Consider the following 16,216-nt stretch of genomic DNA (forward strand, 5'->3'; position numbering starts at 1 on the left):
GGGGAAATCCCCGCCCGTTCCGCATTTTCGCTAGAGTACGCCTAAGCTTAGAGCTTGCCGTCCGAAGCGTTGTTCATCTGGCCCGAGACCAGGATAAAGGTGTTCGAGAGCGAGTTGCCCAGTGCGCCCATGGCGGTGATGGCGGCAACAGCGATGAGCGCAGCGATCAGGCCGTACTCGATTGCGGTGGCGCCTTCTTCGTTGATCAGCAGTTCTTGGAAAGTCTTCATGGTCGGTCTCCTATTGATGTCTTCTACCCGGCTCGCGTCATGTTGTCCCATTGACGAGCTTCTCTTGAGATACGGTTCAAATCGTAAGATAACGTTAATTGGCGTCAGAGCTTGCTGGCAGCGTTCACCGTTTTGTTGTCGATAAGATTATAGAGATTGCCCAGTTCGTTGGCGATCGTGCCTAAGCTGAACACCAGTGACATGGCGATCACGCCGATCAACAGGCCATATTCGATGGCTGTCGCCGCCGACTGGTCAACCAGCATTTTGCGCGCCATCGTCCACATAGCATCAGATCCTGTACTCTTCGGCAATCTGGCAAGTAGCCGCCGGGTGACTAACAAACGATTTAGGAGGTGTTCATCGTGTCTGAAAATTCTCCGATGGTGTGCGTGGCGGCGGCGGCGCTGATCGATGGGGCGTCGCGCGTGCTTCTTCAAAGGCGGCCGCCAGGTCGTCAGCATGGCGGGCTGTGGGAGTTTCCCGGCGGCAAGATCGAACAAGGGGAGGGGCCGATAGAGGCGGTTATCCGCGAGATCGGAGAGGAACTGGGCGTTCTGCTCAAAGCCGAAGATCTCTTTCCGGTCAGCTTCGGCGCAAGCGATTCCGCGTCGCGGCGTCCAGTTTTGCTGCTGCTTTATGGATGTTACACGTGGCAAGGCGCGCCGCGCTGCGAAGCAGGTGCCGAACTGGCCTGGGTCGATCCGCACGATTTGGCTGATCGCGCCATGCCCCCGCTCGATGTACCCTTGGCAAAAGCACTGGTCGCGATGATTGATCGATCATGAAATGACTTGCCAAGCTGCCGGAGCGCTTTTAAAGGCCGCCACTCTTAAGCGCCCGTAGCTCAGCTGGATAGAGCATCAGACTACGAATCTGAGGGCCGGGCGTTCGAATCGCTCCGGGCGCACCATTCCCCCCCTTCGATTGTTGGCGCGTGAGCACGCAGCGCGCCGCGTGTGTCTGGCGGCGCAGCGCTGGCGTGCTTTGCATAGGTATTCCGGCAAGCCCGCTTCGCATGCGTGGGAGATTGCCGAACCATGGCGCGTGGCTCTATAGCGACCTGCGGCAATGCACGTTGCTGCTTGCATGGCTGCCATAGAAGGAAATCCGCCTTGGCCAAATCCGCGACTCCGCGCACTGCCAAACCCTCGCCAGCGTCAGCCTCGCCTGCTGCTGCCGGTGCTAAAGACCTTTCGCCCGAGACAGTTGCCGACGATGAAGCAGCCTTTGCCCTGCGCAGTTTGCAAAGCGCCCTGGCCAACAACACGCGCTACGATGCTTCTGATGCGGAAATGCTCAAGTTCTATGAGCAGATGGTGCTGATCCGGCGTTTCGAGGAAAAGGCAGGGCAGCTTTATGGACTGGGGCTGATCGGCGGCTTCTGCCATCTCTATATCGGCCAGGAGGCAGTTGCGGTCGGTCTGCAGTCTGCGCTCAGCGAAGGTCACGACAGTGTCATCACCGGCTACCGTGATCATGGCCATATGCTGGCTTATGGGATCGATCCCAAACTGATCATGGCCGAGCTAACTGGGCGGTCCGCCGGCATTTCGCGCGGCAAGGGCGGCTCGATGCACATGTTTTCAACCGAGCACAAATTTTTTGGCGGGCACGGGATCGTCGGCGCGCAGGTGCCGCTGGGCACTGGCCTTGCGTTTGGTCACAAATATCGCGGCGATGGCGGGGTGTGCCTCGCATATTTCGGCGACGGCGCGGCCAATCAGGGGCAGGTCTACGAAGCGTTCAACATGGCCGCCTTGTGGAAGCTGCCGATCATCTTCGTCATCGAGAACAATGGCTATGCGATGGGCACCTCGGTCAAGCGCGGCTCGGCCGAAACCCATTTTTATCGCCGTGGAACCGGTTTTCGCATTCCGGGCATGGATGTGAATGGGATGGATGTGCTCGAAGTGCGTCAAGCCGCCGAAGTTGCCTTGGCCTATGTGCGCGCGGGCAACGGGCCGGTGCTGATGGAAATGACCACCTATCGCTATCGCGGCCATTCGATGTCGGACCCGGCAAAGTACCGCAGCCGCGAAGAAGTGCAGGAAATGCGCGACAAGCATGACGCCATCGAGGCCGCCAAGCAGGATCTGCTCAAGCGCGGTGTGAGTGAAGACAGGATCAAGGAGATCGACAAGCGCATCCGCCAGATTGTGGCCGAAGCTGCCGATTTCGCCGAGAGCTCCGCTGAACCCGCGCTGGCCGAACTTTATACCGACGTGCTGGTGGAGACGTACTGAGATGGCCATCGAGCTTAAGATGCCCGCGCTTTCGCCCACCATGGAAGAGGGCACGCTGGCCAAATGGCTGGTCAAGCCTGGCGATGCAGTGAAATCAGGTGACATCATTGCCGAGATCGAAACCGACAAGGCCACGATGGAATTTGAGGCAGTCGATGAAGGGGTGATGGGCGCGTTGATGGTTGCTGAGGGCACCGAAGGCGTCAAGGTCGGCACCGTGATCGCCACGATACAAGGCGACAATGAGCCAGCTGCACCTGTCGCGGAGCCTGCCGCAACGGCGGAAGTTGAGCCCGCTATCTCGCACGCGCCAGTTCCCAGCGCTCCTGCGCAAGTTCCCAGCGCCCCTGCGGCCGCTGCAACGAGCCAGTCCAATCCCGTTGTTCCTGCCGGAACCGCGATGACTTCGAATACCGTTCGCGAAGCCTTGCGCGATGCCATGGCCGAAGAAATGCGCGCCGATGACCGCATCTTTGTGATGGGCGAGGAAGTCGCCGAGTATCAGGGGGCGTACAAAGTCACTCAAGGGCTGCTTGAAGAATTCGGCCCGCGCCGCGTGATCGACACGCCGATCACCGAATATGGCTTTGCCGGGATCGGCGCGGGCGCGGCGATGGGCGGGCTGCGCCCGATCGTTGAGTTCATGACCTTCAACTTCGCGCTGCAAGCGATCGATCACATCATCAACTCGGCAGCCAAGACCAATTACATGTCGGGCGGGCAGATGCGCTGCCCGATCGTCTTTCGCGGGCCGAACGGGGCTGCATCGCGCGTTGGCGCGCAGCATAGCCAGAACTTTGCGCCATGGTATGCCTCGGTTCCCGGGCTGATCGTGATTGCGCCTTATGACGCAGCGGACGCTAAAGGTTTGCTGAAAGCCGCCATCCGCAGCGAAGACCCGGTCATCTTCCTCGAAAACGAGCTTGTCTATGGGCGCAGCTTCGATGTGCCGCAGATCGAAGATTGGGTGCTGCCGATCGGCAAGGCGAGGATCGTCCGGCCTGGCCACGATGTGACCATCGTCACGTATTCGATCGGCGTGGGCCTAGCCCTCGAAGCAGCCGCTATCTTGGCGGGGGAGGGCATCGAGGCCGAAATCGTCGATCTGCGCACACTTCGCCCGCTCGACAAGGCGGCTGTGCTGGAGAGCCTCGCTCGGACCAACCGCATGGTCGTGGTCGAAGAAGGCTTTCCGGTCTGTTCCATCGCGTCGGAGATCATCGCGGTCGCGATGGAGGAGGGGTTCGACGATCTCGATGCGCCTGTCCTTAGGGTTTGCAACGAGGACGTGCCGTTGCCCTATGCCGCAAACCTTGAACGGGCGGCGCTGATCAACGCGGCCCGGATCATCGCGGCGGTAAAGAAGGTGTGCTACCGCTGACGCCCGCCGAGCTTGCGCCGCTGGAAGATTGGCTGACCCCGCCCGAACGACTGGCGATTGCCTATGCGCTAAGCCAAATGCGCGCCGCATGGGCTGGTTTGCTCGCGCTGGACCGCAGGCTTGCGGATGCGGCGCGGGCCGACCGCGAACCGATCATGATCCAACTGCGGCTGGCATGGTGGCGCGAGCGCTTTGGTGAGCCCGCATCGGCATGGCCAGCGGGTGAACCACTGCTCGCCGTGCTTTCCGCATGGGACCGCGAAAGGGCCGCTTTGGCAGGGCTGGTCGATGGCTATGAGGCGCGCAACGTGGGCGAAGACGGCGGCGCGGAACTGGCCCGCGCCCGGCTTGCGGCGATCAGCGCGCTTGCGCGCCTTTCTGGCGCGGCTGAGGACAGCGCGATCAGGGATGCAGCGGCGCAATGGCTGGGTCTGCCAGATGCGCCGCCGAAACATGCAAGGCTGCCCCGCGCCATGCGCCCGCTGGCGATCCTGCGCGGCATGGCGCTGCGCGAGGCAAGCGGCGACGCTGTCCCGGCTTGGCGCGCGTTTTTGGTGATCCTGCGCGCCGGTTTGCTGGGTCGGTAACGAGGTCACGCCAAAATGGTGTGACTTTTCCCTGCCGCTTTGCGCGCAAGGAGATTAAGCCTAAGCAATGGGGGCAAGGCCATGAACAGGATCGTGATTGGGGCGCTCGCTGCGCTCATGCTGGTAGCGGCAGGCGTGTTCTGGTGGCAGGGACGCGCCAGTGACGGTGCCGGGGCCGCAGTGGCCCCCCTGGCATTGGCCAGCGCGGTGCCCGGCGAAGCGGAGGAACTGCCCGAAGCCGATCCGGGCGACATGGTCGGCCCTGGCCTGCCGCAGGCCAACGAGGCCACGCGCGAACAGCGCCGTTTCGACCGGCTCGACAAGGACCGCGACAGCCGCATCACCCGTAATGAACTGCTCAGCCCGCGTGTCAAAGATTTCAGGAAGCTCGATACCGACGGCAACAACCTGCTGACATTCGAGGAATGGGCCGTTGCCACCGCCAACAAGTTCAAGGCGGCAGATGCAAACGGGGATCAGGCGCTGGACCGCCCCGAGTTTGCCACCACCAAGACCCAGGCATCCAAGAAACATGCCTGCAGATGCAAATAAGCAGGCTTAAGCGATAGCTGGCAGCCACCCGCCAAGATCGGCTTTGGCGCGCTGGGTGTAAGCTTCCTTGCGCACCTTCTTTTTCACGTCGGCTGCGGGCGGCGGAAACAGCCCGAAATTGACATTCATCGGCTGATAGCTGTCAGCCTCGGCATCGCCGGTGATATGCGATAGCAACGCGCCAAGCGCGGTGGTGCGCGGCGGCGCCATCCAATCTGTCCCGGCGATCTGTGCTGCCGTCATCAAGCCGGCCAGCAACCCCACTGCGCCGCTCTCGACATAGCCTTCGCATCCGGTGATCTGCCCGGCAAAGCGGATATGCGGCGCGCACTTCAAGCGCAATTGCCGGTCAAGCAGCGTGGGGGAATTGAGGAAGGTATTGCGATGTAGCCCGCCAAGCCGCGCGAATTCCGCATTCTCGAGGCCAGGGATCGTGCGGAACACGCGCACCTGCTCAGCATGCTTGAGCTTGGTCTGAAATCCGACCATGTTCCAAAGTGTGCCCAGCTTGTTGTCCTGCCGCAGTTGCACCACCGCATAGGGCCAGCGCCCGTTTGGATGTTCCGGTGTTGCCCAGTGGGGATTGTCGAGGCCCACGGGCTTCATCGGGCCGAAGCGCAGCGTCTCCACCCCGCGCGCCGCCATGACCTCGACTGGCATGCAGCCGTCGAAATATGGCGTGCTGGCCTCCCACTCCTTGAATTCGGTCTTCTCGCCCGCCAGCAGCTCCTCCCAGAACGCCTGGTACTGGGCCTTGCTCATGGGGCAGTTGATATAGTCGCGCCCGTCGCCGCCCATGGCGAGCGAGGCCTCTGCCCCTTTGTCCCAGCGCGATGCCATCCACGCCACGTCCATGTCGATCGAATCGCGATAGACGATCGGCGCGATCGCATCGAAAAAAGCGAGGCTGTCCGCGCCTGTGGCCGCGCCGATGCTGGCGGCTAGGGCAGGGGCGGTCAGCGGCCCGGTCGCCACGATGGTCAGCCCATCCCCGGGCAACACGTCCACCCGTTCGCGTACGATTTCAAGCGTTGGCTGCGCGCGTAACGCGGCTTCGACTTCTGCCGAGAACACATCACGGTCCACCGCCAGCGCCGATCCGGCCGGGACCCGGGCTTGTTCTGCCGCCCGCATCAGCAAGCTGTCGCATTGGCGCATCTCGTAATGCAGCAGACCGACCGCGTTTTTCTCATCATCGTCGGATCGGAACGAATTTGAGCAGACCAGCTCGGCGAGGCCATCACCATTGTGTGCGGCCGTGCGGTCGCCGCCGCCGCGCATTTCGGAGAGCCGCACCCGCACGCCGCGCCGCGCCAGTTGCCAGGCGGCCTCGCTTCCGGCCATGCCCCCGCCGATGATATGAACTTGTTCTTTCACAGCTATGCATTGGCATTGCGAGCGGTGTGCGACAACCCCACTATGGTGCTTGTCGCAAGGGGAGGACGTATGGCGGGATTAGCACTGAGCGAACGCAGGCCGTGGCTGCTCGCCAGCCTGGTGTTCGGCATAAGCTATTGGTTCGCGGGGCCAAACACCGTTCCGGGTGTCTATCTCATTGCATGGAAGGGGGCAGGTGTCGGGCTTCTGGCGGCCTATGCCTGGGCGCATCATCCATCCCGCGGCGCGCACCTCATCGCGCTGATGCTCGCGCTCGGGGCAATCGGTGATATGGTGCTGGAGATCGATTTTGTGGGCGGCGCGCTCGCTTTCCTTGCCGGGCATCTGGTGGCGATCGGGCTTTATACCAGTCATCGCCGCCCAAACGCGGATGTGGCGGTCCCGCTTGCGCTGGTGGCGGCCATACCGGTTGCGGCCTACCTGCTGACTGGCGCGGCGTCGGTATCGCTTTATGCGCTCGGTCTCGGCGGAATGACGGCAGCGGCTTGGCGCAGCGATTTTCCGCGGAGCCGGGTTGGGCTCGGAGCGATCATGTTCGCCGCTTCCGATTTGTTGATCTTTGCGCGGATGGGGCCGTTGGCCGGCAGCGCCATACCCGATCTGCTGGTTTGGCCGCTTTATTACTTTGGCCAGCTTCTGATCTGCGTTGGCGGCATTCGCACGCTGCGCCAACACGGCGAGTTCAGCGCGGATCAGCCCGCTACGGGCAGCGCCACGGCGCCGTCTGCCGAACGTTCCAGCGGTCCATAAGCAATCGCCGCCGATAGCGGCAACGGCGCATAGACATGCGGAAACAGCTGTCCCCCGCGCGATGGTTCCCATTTCACAGCAGTGCCCAGAACCGCCAGATCGACTGCCACTACATGCAGATCGTCTTGCCCGGCAAAATGTTTGTCGACCGTCTCTGTCAATTGCGCGGCGGTCGACAGATGAATGTAGCCATCGGCCAGATCGATTGGAGCGCCCGCAAACACACCATCGGCCTCAAGCCGCGCCATCTCCGGCACAGTCAGGACCTTGTAGGCAACGAGCGGAAGCTCGCTCATTGCGCGCCGGGCATGGTTTCAGTTTCGATGTCGTCCTCGCCGCCTTCAGCTTCGAGCACGCGCACTGCACCGACCACGCTTTCGCTATCCGAAACATTGAACAGCCGCACCCCCGCAGTGCCGCGCCCGATCACCCGCAAGGTGGTCAACGGCAAGCGGATAAGCTTGGCCTGATCTGTAACCAGCATCAACTGATCGGCCCGCTCTACGGGGAAGCTGGCGACAACCGGGCCATTGCGCGCGATATTGTCGATATTGGTGATGCCTTGTCCGCCGCGTCCGGTCCGCCGATATTCGTAAGCCGATGAGAGCTTTCCATAACCATTGGAGCAGACCGTGAGGAGGAATTGCTCGCGCGCGGCCAGATCGGCGAAGCGTGCATCATCCATCAAACGCGGCGCGCGATCGGCGTCTTCGCCCTTCCACGGGGCATGGCGCAGGTAATCTTCGCGCTCGTCCTGATCGGCCACGCCGGCGCGGCGCAGCACCGACAGTGAAATGACTTCGTCCGGTTCGCCTTTGTCATTGGCCTTCAGCAGCATCCCGCGCACCCCGGTCGATGTCCGGCTGGTAAACTCGCGCACGTCGTCGCCGGGGAAACGGATCGCCTTGCCCTGACGGCTCGCCAGCAAGACATCATCGCTATCCGACAGCAGGACCACGCCGATCAGCCGATCATCCGGGGCATCGTCAAAACGCATCGCATATTTGCCGTTGCTCGGCACATTGGCGAAGGCATCCATGCTGTTGCGCCGCACATTGCCCTTGGCCGTGGCGAACATCACATTGAGCGCGCCCCATGTGCTTTCATCTTCCGGGAGCGGCAAAACAGACGTGATCGTTTCGCCCTGATCGAGTGCCGGGAGCAGATTGACGACCGGCCGCCCGCGCGTGGTCGGCCCGCCTTCGGGGAGGCGCCAGACTTTCAGCCGGTACACTTTGCCGGCGGTGGAGAAGAATAGCACCGGGGTGTGGGTCGATGTCACGAGCATCGTCGCAACCGCATCTTCGTCCTTGGTCGCCATGCCGCTGCGGCCCTTGCCGCCGCGGTTCTGGGCGCGGAACGTCGAGAGCGGCGTGCGCTTGATATAGCCATCGAGCGTGATCGTGACGACCATGTCCTCGCGCTCGATCAAGTCCTCATCCTCGATCCCATCGGCGGGCGAGGTGATCTGCGAGAGGCGCGGCGTGGCATACTTGTCGCGCACTTCGATCAGTTCTTCGCGCATCACCGTGTAGAGCTTGACACGGTCTCCCAGGATGGCGAGGTATCTTGCAATTGCTTCGGCCAGAACCTCAAGCTCGGCACCGATCTCCTCGCGGCCGAGCGCGGTCAGGCGCACCAGCCTGAGTTCGAGAATCGCGCGCACCTGAAAATCCGACAGACGGTAGCTGCTGCCCTCGGCGGCAAGGTCCTCGTCCTCGATGGCCTCCACGAGCTTAATGTAGGGCGCGATCTCGCCCATCGGCCATTCGCGCGCCAGCAGGGTTTCGCGGGCGAGGGCAGGGTTGGCTGAAGCGCGGATGATCCGCACAACTTCATCGAGATTGGTGACGGCAACGACCAGACCGAGCAAGATATGCGCCCGGTCGCGCGCCTTATTGAGTTCAAACTTGGTCCGCCGCGTGATCACTTCCTCGCGGAAGCGCACGAAAGCTTCGATGATGTCCTTGAGCGAGAGCGTTTCTGGGCGTCCGCCGCGGATCGCTAGCATGTTGGCGGGGAAGTTCGATTGCGCCGGGGTATTGCGCCAGATCTGGTTGAGCACGACTTCGGGCGTTGCGTCGCGTTTCAGCTCGATGACCACGCGCACACCGGCTCTACTCGATTCGTCGCGGATATCCGAAATGCCCTCGATCCGCTTGTCCTTGGCGGCTTCGGCTAGTTTTTCGACCAGACCCGATTTGCCCACCTGGTAGGGGATCGAGGTGAGCACGATCGAGCGGCGGTCGCCGCGCCCTTCCTCGATCTTGTGCTGCGCGCGCATCACAATCGAGCCGCGCCCCTCGGTATAGGCCTTGCGTGCGCCGCTTGTGCCCAGAATGAGCGGCGCGGTCGGGAAATCGGGGGCCGGAATAATCTGCATCAGCTCGTCGATCGAGATCAGCGGATTGTCCATATAAGCGAGGCAGCCATCGATGACTTCGCCGAGGTTATGTGGCGGGATATTGGTCGCCATGCCCACAGCGATGCCGCCCGCGCCATTGACCAGCAGATTGGGAAAGCGCGCAGGCAGGACTTGCGGCTCGCTTTCCAGCCCGTCGTAGTTGGGTTGGAAGTTGACCGTATCCTTTTCGATGTCGCCCAGCAGGAAATCAGCGACTTTGGCGAGACGCGCCTCGGTATACCGCATCGAAGCCGGCGGATCTGGGTCCATCGAACCGAAATTGCCCTGACCATCGATGAGCGGCAGCCGCATGGACCAGTCTTGCGTCATGCGCGCCAGCGCATCGTAAATCGCGCTGTCACCATGCGGGTGATACTTGCCCATGCAATCGCCGACAATTCGCGCCGATTTGCGGTAGGGCTTGCCCGCGACGAAGCCGCTTTCATAGCCGGTCCACAGGATGCGGCGATGCACCGGCTTCAGACCATCCCGCACATCGGGCAGCGCGCGCGCCACGATCACGCTCATCGCGTAATCGAGGTAACTGGTCTTCATCTCATCGACGATGTCGATCTGCTGGAACTCGGGTTCCCGCGACGGAGAAGGGGGATCGATGATGCCGGTGTCGTCGCTCACAGTGGTGGCTTTTTCGCTTGTCTGAGGGGAAGTGTGACAAGACTACGGCAACCGGGCGGCAAAGACCAGCAAGCTGCGCGGATGAGCGCCTGTTTTCCACATTTGCGCTCACCTGCCTTAACGGCGCGGTGGATTTGCATTCAAACGCGGTTCACGCGCTTGCACATAGTTACAATTCGTTGCCAAGGGCGCAATATCGCGCCACAGCAGAGCGCATGGTTATGGAGCTTTGGACGGCGCGCCGGGATGATTTCCGGAATTGCCTCCATGGCATAAAAGGAGAGAATTGGATGCGGCTTTCTCGTTCGAACTTTGTCAGCGGCGCGCAAGCAGCGCTTGCCTTTGCGCTTCTCGGCGGCGTTGCCGGGATCACGGTGGCCCCTGCCGCTGCGTTGGCCAAAGAGAAAGAAGCGCCCAAGCCATCCTATTCCAAAGAATTCGTGGCGGCTGCAGGACCGATCCAGAAAACGCTGACCACCGCCGGTGCTGCAAAGGCCAAGGGCATCACGGACGCCAACCTGAGGGCGACGCTTGGCAACGCTGCGGCCGAGCTCGCCGCAGCGGAAGCCGTCGTAAAGACCTCGCAGGACCGGATCGCGGCAGGCCAATTTGCCGTGCAGCTCGGCGGCTGGCTGGAAGATAGCAAGATGCGCAAGCGCGGCATCAAGAACATGCTGGATAGCGGCCTGCTGGAGGCTGACAAAGTCCCGCTGTCCAATTTTTATCTCGGCTACTTCAGCTATGCCGAAAACGATTGGCCAGGGGCGGTCGACGCGCTGACCAAAGCGGTTCAGGGCAATGTGGCCGAAAACGCAGCTGCCGAAATGCTCGCGGATGCATATGCCCAGCAAGGCAAGGGTGCTGAGGGACTGACCGCGCTGCGTATGGCTGTCGATGTCCGTAAAGCCGCTGGTTCGGCAGTGCCTTCAGCCTGGTATAAGCGCGCGCAAGTCATCGCTTACAAGGGCAAGCTGGGCCCGCAGGCGATCGAATGGTCGCTGCTTCAGGTTGCTGCCGAACCCACCGCGATCAACTTCTTGGGGGCCGGCCAGCTGGTCCGCGAGTTCAGCACTTTCGGCAAAGAGGAGTCGCTCGATCTTGGACGGCTGTTCCTGCGCACGGGCGCGCTGGAAGAAAGTCCGAAGGTCGTTGAGCGCGAATACATCGAATATATCGAATCGGCCGACCCGCGTCGCTTGCCCGGCGAAGTTCTGAAGATCACCGAGGCGGCCATTGCCAAGGGTGTACTCAAGCCGGGCGACATGTTCGTGTCCGACGCGCTGAGCCAGTCGAAGGGCCGCGTCGCTGCGGATCAGGCATCGCTTCCGGCGCTGGAGCGCGATGCGAAGACCGCAGCAAATGGGAAAACCGCGCAAGCGGCTGGCGATGCTTTCCTCTCCTATGGCGAAGCTGCGAAAGCCGAAGAAATGTATGCTACCGCTATCGCAAAGGGCGGCATCGATCAGGACCGAACGCTCACCCGGCTCGGCATCGCCCAAGTGGACTCTGGCAAGTTTGCTGAAGCGCAGGCTACTTTCGCCAAAGTCACTGGCATCCGCGCGCCTCTCGCCAAGCTATGGGCGATTCATGCGGCATCAAAAGCAGGCAGCTAACGCCCCGAGCTTGCACCAAAATCAGAGCTCATAAAACTGGAGGGCGGTCCTTGGGGCCGCCCTTTTCGTTTGGCTTTTTTCAAACGACCGGTTCGAACTCGCCCGTGCTCTCGTCGAGCAGATGAAGCACGCCATCGGAAATGGCAAAATACGCGCCGCGGAGCTTCAATTGGCCATCTGCTTCCTTCTGCCGGATGGAGGGAAAGGTGCGCAGATTGTCGAGGCTTACTTTGACGCCGGCCAGCTCCATCGCTCTTTCTGCTAATGGACCGCTGGTGCCAAGAGTCGCGGCGATCGGTTCGCGCGCCTGATCGAGCAGGCTGATCCAGTCTGCAACGAAACCACCTTCGCCTAGCTGTGCACCGCGCATTTCGCGCGTCAACGCCACGCGGCAGCCTCCACAAGCACCGTGGCCCATGACTACGATCTTTTTGACCTTCAGTACATGCACCGCAAATTCGAGCGCTGCCGAAACCCCGTGATGGCCCGGAATGGTTTCAAATGGCGGAACCAGCGCTGCCACATTGCGCACCACGAAAATCTCGCCAGGATCGGTATCGAAAATCTGCGCAGGATCGACTCGGCTGTCCGAGCAGGCGATGATCATGACCTGCGGATCCTGCCCCCTGCGCAGCTGCTTCCAGCGCTCTAGCTTGGGCGTCCAATCCTCCTCGCGAAAATGGCGATAGCCCTTCAGCAGGTGTTCTAATTCGGGAGAAGGCTTGATGGTCATGAGCGGTTGCTTGGGCTTTTCAAATGACACTTTCAAGCACGCGCTAGAACGCCTATCTGCATGCGATGAGCAATCCATCGATCAGCACTCGCGATATTGAGCCCGCCCGCCAACGCAAACCCGATTGGATCCGTGTAAAGGCGCCCACCAGCAAGGGCTATAACGAGACCAAGGCGTTGATGCGCGGCCTTGGCTTGACCACGGTATGCGAAGAGGCTGCCTGTCCCAATATCGGCGAATGCTGGACCAAGAAGCATGCGACAGTAATGATTCTTGGCGATGTCTGCACCCGCGCCTGCGCATTTTGCAACGTCAAGACCGGGATGCCGCGCGCGGTTGATCTGGCTGAACCGGGGCACGTGGCCGAAGCCGCCGCGAAACTGGGGCTTGAGCATATCGTCATCACCTCGGTCGACCGGGATGATCTGCCCGATGGCGGGGCCAGCCAGTTCGTGGAGGTGATCCGCGCGCTCCGCGCCATGACCCCTGCAACTACCATTGAAATCCTCACGCCCGACTTTCGCGGCAAGGCGCAAAGTGCGGTGGAATCGATCGTCGTGGCTGGGCCCGATGTTTATAATCACAATCTGGAGACCGTTCCCCGGCTTTACCCCATGATCCGCCCGGGTGCGCGGTACTATGCCTCGCTGCGGCTGCTCGAACAGGTTAAGCGGCATGATCCACGCATCTTTACCAAGTCTGGAATCATGCTCGGTCTCGGTGAGGAGCGGCTTGAGGTCCATCAGGTGATGGACGACATGCGTTCGGCGCAGATCGATTTTCTGACGATGGGCCAGTATCTTCAGCCCACCCCCAAACACGCCAAAGTGATCGACTTCATCACGCCCAAAGCGTTTGACGCATTCGGTGCCATTGCCCGGGCGAAGGGCTTTTTGCAGGTCGCGGCAAGCCCGCTCACCCGTTCAAGCTATCACGCGGGCGAAGATTTTGCGGCGATGCGCGCCGCGCGGGAAGCGGGTTTGGCCAAAGCTGCGGCGAAAGGCTGAAGCAGGCGTGCCAAAGATCGCCGAGACTCGCCATTTGCCTTGGTCAGCCGAACAGATGTTCGACCTTGTCGCCGATGTGAAGCGCTACCCAGAGTTTCTGCCATGGGTGGTGGCGACCCGGATCCGATCGGACAGTGCCGATGAGATGGTGGCTGATATGATGGTCGGATTCAATGTCATCAACGAGAAGTTCACCTCGCGCGTGCGCAAGCATCGCGCCGAGCAGATCGCGGTCGACTATGTCGATGGGCCGCTCAAAAACTTGCGCAATATCTGGCAATTCACGCCTGCTGGCCCAAACGCCTGCGTAATCGATTTCAGCGTTGATTTCAGCTTTCGCAATGTCATTTTCGAAAAGCTGGCCGGGCAGTATCTTGATCGCGCTTTCCGCAAGATGGTCGCGGCGTTCGAAGGTCGGGCTCAAAAGCTTTACGGCAGCAGCAGTTCGAGCGCGACGACGGCAGCCTGATGCCGCACTTCCGCGCGGGTGCTCGTTGGCGCGAAGAGCTTTGTTTCTGAATTTACCGCCTCGGGATCCTCGCCACGTTCGGCGCGAGCGAACACGACGGTGCCTATAGGCTTCAGTTCGCTGCCGCCGCCGGGGCCGGCCACTCCGGTGATCGCAACCGTGACATCTGCGCGCGAATACTTGAGCGCGCCTTGCGCCATTGACCAAGCGACTGCGAGCGATACCGCGCCGAAGGTATCGATTAGATCCAGCGAGACACCGAGCATCTCATGCTTGGCCTCGTTCGAATATGTCACAAAGCCGCGATCAAACACTGCCGAGCTTCCCGCAATTTCGGTCAGCGCGGCGGCGACAAGCCCGCCGGTGCAGCTTTCTGCCACGGCGATGGTTCGGCCAGAGGCCTGGTTGGCGGCAATCACTTTGGCCGCGAGCGCGATCAGATCGGGGGGGAGAAGGGCGTCCATTGTTCAGTTCAGCTCCGCGACGGACAGATCGAAAATTTCGATGCCTTGTCCGCGCCGGCCTTATCGGCCAGAACGATCACAAAGGCGATGAGTTCGGCCGTATTCTGCGGCGGCAAAGGTGCGATCAGGCTGACGCCGCGTTCGATGGCTTTGCACCGATCGGGTTTGATCTTGCTGGCGACGAGTTGCGCCACAAGGCCTTCGGCAAACGGCTGCAGGGCGCTGTCGGGAAGCTTGGCGATCACGTCGCGCGTTTCGGCGTCTTTGCTAGCTCCCAGTTTGAGGAAAGCGGCCTTCGCGCCGGGCCAATTGGCAGGCTTGCCAGCAGCAAAGCGAGCCACCAGCGCCGGCCCTTGCCCGCCGAAATATCCTTGCGGCGAGAGCTGCGGTCGGCAGGTCTTGATCGTGCTTTCCATGACCGTGGGCAGGGCAAAGCTGACCAGGCTGACGACTTCCTGCTCTGAAAGGCAGGCGGCATCTTGTGCCAGCGCGCATTGCCCGGCGGCGAGCGCCGCCAGCGCGGCAAAACTTGGTAACAAGCGTTTGGCGATCATGGCGTGACTTTCTTCCAATGTTGGGCTTCCAAAGTTAGGCCGCAACGAGTGTTGCGATGGCTTGAGCGGCGATGCCCTCACCGCGTCCGGTCAGGCCGAGGCGTTCGGTCGTTGTGGCTTTAACGCTGACCTGCCCGATTTGGATCCCAAGAATGTGCGCCAGCCGCGCCCGCATGGCCATCTTGTGCGGCCCGATGCGCGGAGCCTCGCAGATAATGGTGACGTCGACATTGGCGATGACCATCCCCGCCGCCATCACCAGTGCGCCGGCGTGGGCGAGAAAGCGATCGGAAGCCGCGCCCTTCCATTGCGGGTCCGATGGAGGAAAATGATCTCCGATATCGCCTGCCGCCAATGCGCCGAGCAACGCATCGACCAGCGAATGGATCGCAACGTCGGCATCGCTATGGCCCGATAGCCCCAAGGGATGATCAAGCTTCACCCCGCACAGCCATAGGTCCTCACCCTCAACCAGCCGGTGAACGTCAAATCCCATGCCGGTGCGCGGCATCAACGTGGTCATCTGGTTTTCCTCAAAATCGGTGGCAAAGGTTATTTTGCGCAGCCGTTCATCACCCTCGACCAGCGCGACATCTAGACCAGCGGCGTCGGCAACGGAGGCATCGTCGCTGGCCTCCAATGCGCTTGACCAGGCTTGGTGCGCATCAAGGATGGCATCAAACCGAAAGGCTTGCGGGGTCTGCACCCTGTAAAGTTCTTCGCGCGGCACCGCTGCTTCGCGCATTCCGCCGTCGCCGCGCACCACGCTATCGACCACCGGCAATACCGGGATTGCTCCGGGATGGGCCGCCAGTGCTCCAATCAGCCGCTCGATCACTGATTCAGGAAGATCGGGCCGCGCGGCGTCGTGGATCAACACGGCCTCGGGCGCTGCGCCGCCCAGCGCTTCCAATCCGGCTTTGACCGAAGCCTGCCGGGTTGCGCCGCCGCTAACCAGGCGCACGCCGGGGACACCGAGCAGCGCTTCAGCCGCGACACTTTCAAACCCTTGCGGAATCGCGACAATGATCGGGGTGATGCCGTTTGCCGCCAGGATTTCAACCGAATGGCGCAAGAGCGGCTTGCCGCGCCACAGCGCGAACTGTTTGGGCAAGGTCCCGCCCGCCCGCAGGCCTCTGCCCCCGGCAACGACAAGCGCGGCTATGCGCATCGTAGCCGGGGCCGCATCGCG

General features: G+C 61.6%; 18 protein-coding genes and 1 tRNA gene. 10 read left to right on the top strand and 9 right to left on the bottom strand.

Annotation, left to right across the window (positions count from 1 at the left end):
• Positions 1–47: 47 nt before the first annotated feature.
• Together Q0O40_RS04665 and Q0O40_RS04670 are read right to left on the bottom strand one after the other, a co-directional pair.
• Positions 48–230: a Flp family type IVb pilin gene (locus tag Q0O40_RS04665; RefSeq protein ID WP_295526822.1), complete on the bottom strand. Its 183-nt coding sequence runs from the start codon at positions 228–230 to the stop codon at positions 48–50.
• Between the two features lie 104 nt (positions 231–334).
• A complete protein-coding gene (locus Q0O40_RS04670) occupies positions 335–508 on the bottom strand; it encodes a Flp family type IVb pilin (RefSeq protein ID WP_295526824.1) in 174 nt (57 codons plus the stop codon).
• A gap of 87 nt (positions 509–595) precedes the next feature.
• On the opposite strand from Q0O40_RS04670, the gene Q0O40_RS04675 reads away from it, so the two are divergent.
• The 6 genes from Q0O40_RS04675 to Q0O40_RS04700 all read left to right on the top strand — a co-directional run bounded on the left by Q0O40_RS04675 (position 596) and on the right by Q0O40_RS04700 (position 4,996).
• A complete protein-coding gene (locus Q0O40_RS04675; protein WP_295526826.1) occupies positions 596–1,018 on the top strand; it encodes a (deoxy)nucleoside triphosphate pyrophosphohydrolase in 423 nt (140 codons plus the stop codon).
• A gap of 48 nt (positions 1,019–1,066) precedes the next feature.
• Positions 1,067–1,143: transfer RNA gene (locus Q0O40_RS04680), tRNA-Arg, on the top strand.
• A gap of 202 nt (positions 1,144–1,345) precedes the next feature.
• Positions 1,346–2,476, top strand: a complete 1,131-nt coding sequence (gene pdhA / locus Q0O40_RS04685) for a pyruvate dehydrogenase (acetyl-transferring) E1 component subunit alpha (RefSeq protein WP_295526829.1) — start codon at positions 1,346–1,348, stop codon at positions 2,474–2,476.
• A 1-nt stretch (position 2,477) separates the two neighbouring features.
• Positions 2,478–3,857, top strand: coding sequence for a pyruvate dehydrogenase complex E1 component subunit beta (locus Q0O40_RS04690; protein ID WP_295526833.1), 1,380 nt, complete (start codon positions 2,478–2,480; stop codon positions 3,855–3,857).
• Entirely contained in the window at positions 3,845–4,444 is a 600-nt protein-coding gene (locus Q0O40_RS04695; protein WP_295526846.1) for a hypothetical protein, read from the top strand. The genes Q0O40_RS04690 and Q0O40_RS04695 overlap by 13 nt, the downstream gene beginning before the upstream one ends.
• A gap of 81 nt (positions 4,445–4,525) precedes the next feature.
• Positions 4,526–4,996, top strand: coding sequence for a hypothetical protein (locus tag Q0O40_RS04700; RefSeq protein WP_295526849.1), 471 nt, complete (start codon positions 4,526–4,528; stop codon positions 4,994–4,996).
• Positions 4,997–5,002: 6 nt separating this feature from the next.
• Here Q0O40_RS04700 and trmFO read toward each other — a convergent pair whose 3' ends face one another.
• Positions 5,003–6,373, bottom strand: a complete 1,371-nt coding sequence (gene trmFO / locus Q0O40_RS04705; RefSeq protein WP_295526851.1) for a methylenetetrahydrofolate--tRNA-(uracil(54)-C(5))-methyltransferase (FADH(2)-oxidizing) TrmFO — start codon at positions 6,371–6,373, stop codon at positions 5,003–5,005.
• A gap of 69 nt (positions 6,374–6,442) precedes the next feature.
• Here trmFO and Q0O40_RS04710 point away from each other — a divergent pair, with 69 nt between their 5' ends.
• Positions 6,443–7,144: a lysoplasmalogenase gene (locus tag Q0O40_RS04710; protein WP_295526853.1), complete on the top strand. Its 702-nt coding sequence runs from the start codon at positions 6,443–6,445 to the stop codon at positions 7,142–7,144.
• Here Q0O40_RS04710 and Q0O40_RS04715 read toward each other — a convergent pair.
• Both Q0O40_RS04715 and gyrA read right to left on the bottom strand, forming a co-directional pair.
• The gene (locus tag Q0O40_RS04715) at positions 7,087–7,440 is read right to left on the bottom strand and encodes a DUF952 domain-containing protein (protein WP_295526856.1); all 354 of its coding nucleotides are present in this window, start codon (positions 7,438–7,440) and stop codon (positions 7,087–7,089) included. The two genes, Q0O40_RS04710 and Q0O40_RS04715, sit on opposite strands and share 58 nt — an antisense overlap.
• Positions 7,437–10,166 carry a DNA gyrase subunit A gene (gene gyrA, locus Q0O40_RS04720; protein ID WP_295526920.1) on the bottom strand — a complete coding sequence of 910 codons (2,730 nt, stop codon included), beginning with the start codon at positions 10,164–10,166 and terminating at the stop codon, positions 7,437–7,439. Before gyrA ends, Q0O40_RS04715 begins: the two co-directional genes overlap by 4 nt.
• Positions 10,167–10,474: 308 nt before the next feature.
• On the opposite strand from gyrA, the gene Q0O40_RS04725 reads away from it, so the two are divergent.
• The gene (locus Q0O40_RS04725; RefSeq protein ID WP_295526859.1) at positions 10,475–11,797 is read left to right on the top strand and encodes a hypothetical protein; all 1,323 of its coding nucleotides are present in this window, start codon (positions 10,475–10,477) and stop codon (positions 11,795–11,797) included.
• A gap of 79 nt (positions 11,798–11,876) precedes the next feature.
• On the opposite strand, the gene Q0O40_RS04730 is transcribed toward Q0O40_RS04725, so the two are convergent.
• Positions 11,877–12,530, bottom strand: a complete 654-nt coding sequence (locus tag Q0O40_RS04730) for a carbonic anhydrase (RefSeq protein ID WP_295526862.1) — start codon at positions 12,528–12,530, stop codon at positions 11,877–11,879.
• Between the two features lie 65 nt (positions 12,531–12,595).
• Here Q0O40_RS04730 and lipA point away from each other — a divergent pair, with 65 nt between their 5' ends.
• Together lipA and Q0O40_RS04740 are read left to right on the top strand one after the other, a co-directional pair.
• Complete coding sequence (lipA, locus tag Q0O40_RS04735) at positions 12,596–13,537, top strand: lipoyl synthase (protein WP_295526865.1); 942 nt, start codon at positions 12,596–12,598, stop codon at positions 13,535–13,537.
• A 7-nt stretch (positions 13,538–13,544) separates the two neighbouring features.
• Positions 13,545–14,006, top strand: a complete 462-nt coding sequence (locus tag Q0O40_RS04740; RefSeq protein ID WP_295526867.1) for a type II toxin-antitoxin system RatA family toxin — start codon at positions 13,545–13,547, stop codon at positions 14,004–14,006.
• On the opposite strand, the gene Q0O40_RS04745 is transcribed toward Q0O40_RS04740, so the two are convergent.
• The 3 genes from Q0O40_RS04745 to Q0O40_RS04755 are packed head-to-tail and all read right to left on the bottom strand — an operon-like array spanning position 13,967 to position 16,195.
• Positions 13,967–14,470, bottom strand: a complete 504-nt coding sequence (locus Q0O40_RS04745) for a CinA family protein (RefSeq protein WP_295526870.1) — start codon at positions 14,468–14,470, stop codon at positions 13,967–13,969. The two genes, Q0O40_RS04740 and Q0O40_RS04745, sit on opposite strands and share 40 nt — an antisense overlap.
• An 8-nt stretch (positions 14,471–14,478) precedes the next feature.
• Positions 14,479–15,024 (bottom strand): hypothetical protein, encoded by a 546-nt coding sequence (locus tag Q0O40_RS04750; RefSeq protein ID WP_295526872.1) that lies wholly within the window; start codon positions 15,022–15,024, stop codon positions 14,479–14,481.
• 34 nt (positions 15,025–15,058) lie between these two features.
• Positions 15,059–16,195 (bottom strand): bifunctional 2-C-methyl-D-erythritol 4-phosphate cytidylyltransferase/2-C-methyl-D-erythritol 2,4-cyclodiphosphate synthase, encoded by a 1,137-nt coding sequence (locus Q0O40_RS04755; protein WP_295526875.1) that lies wholly within the window; start codon positions 16,193–16,195, stop codon positions 15,059–15,061.
• Positions 16,196–16,216: the final 21 nt, after the last annotated feature.

The organism is Novosphingobium sp. Chol11 (assembly GCF_945870625.1).
In the GTDB taxonomy this organism is placed as follows: Bacteria; Pseudomonadota; Alphaproteobacteria; order Sphingomonadales; family Sphingomonadaceae; genus Novosphingobium.

What these genes read in the sequence shown, in the direction of transcription:
- Q0O40_RS04690 (WP_295526833.1), top strand. Translation starts at nt 2,478, where the DNA reads ATGGCCATCGAGCTTAAGATGCCCGCGCTTTCGCCCACCATGGAAGAG.
- Q0O40_RS04755 (WP_295526875.1), bottom strand. Translation starts at nt 16,195, where the DNA reads ATGCGCATAGCCGCGCTTGTCGTTGCCGGGGGCAGAGGCCTGCGGGCG.
- Q0O40_RS04745 (WP_295526870.1), bottom strand. Translation starts at nt 14,470, where the DNA reads ATGGACGCCCTTCTCCCCCCCGATCTGATCGCGCTCGCGGCCAAAGTG.
- Q0O40_RS04750 (WP_295526872.1), bottom strand. Translation starts at nt 15,024, where the DNA reads ATGATCGCCAAACGCTTGTTACCAAGTTTTGCCGCGCTGGCGGCGCTC.
- Q0O40_RS04710 (WP_295526853.1), top strand. Translation starts at nt 6,443, where the DNA reads ATGGCGGGATTAGCACTGAGCGAACGCAGGCCGTGGCTGCTCGCCAGC.
- Q0O40_RS04665 (WP_295526822.1), bottom strand. Translation starts at nt 230, where the DNA reads ATGAAGACTTTCCAAGAACTGCTGATCAACGAAGAAGGCGCCACCGCA.
- Q0O40_RS04725 (WP_295526859.1), top strand. Translation starts at nt 10,475, where the DNA reads ATGCGGCTTTCTCGTTCGAACTTTGTCAGCGGCGCGCAAGCAGCGCTT.
- Q0O40_RS04715 (WP_295526856.1), bottom strand. Translation starts at nt 7,440, where the DNA reads ATGAGCGAGCTTCCGCTCGTTGCCTACAAGGTCCTGACTGTGCCGGAG.
- Q0O40_RS04670 (WP_295526824.1), bottom strand. Translation starts at nt 508, where the DNA reads ATGGCGCGCAAAATGCTGGTTGACCAGTCGGCGGCGACAGCCATCGAA.
- lipA (WP_295526865.1), top strand. Translation starts at nt 12,596, where the DNA reads ATGAGCAATCCATCGATCAGCACTCGCGATATTGAGCCCGCCCGCCAA.
- Q0O40_RS04730 (WP_295526862.1), bottom strand. Translation starts at nt 12,530, where the DNA reads ATGACCATCAAGCCTTCTCCCGAATTAGAACACCTGCTGAAGGGCTAT.
- Q0O40_RS04700 (WP_295526849.1), top strand. Translation starts at nt 4,526, where the DNA reads ATGAACAGGATCGTGATTGGGGCGCTCGCTGCGCTCATGCTGGTAGCG.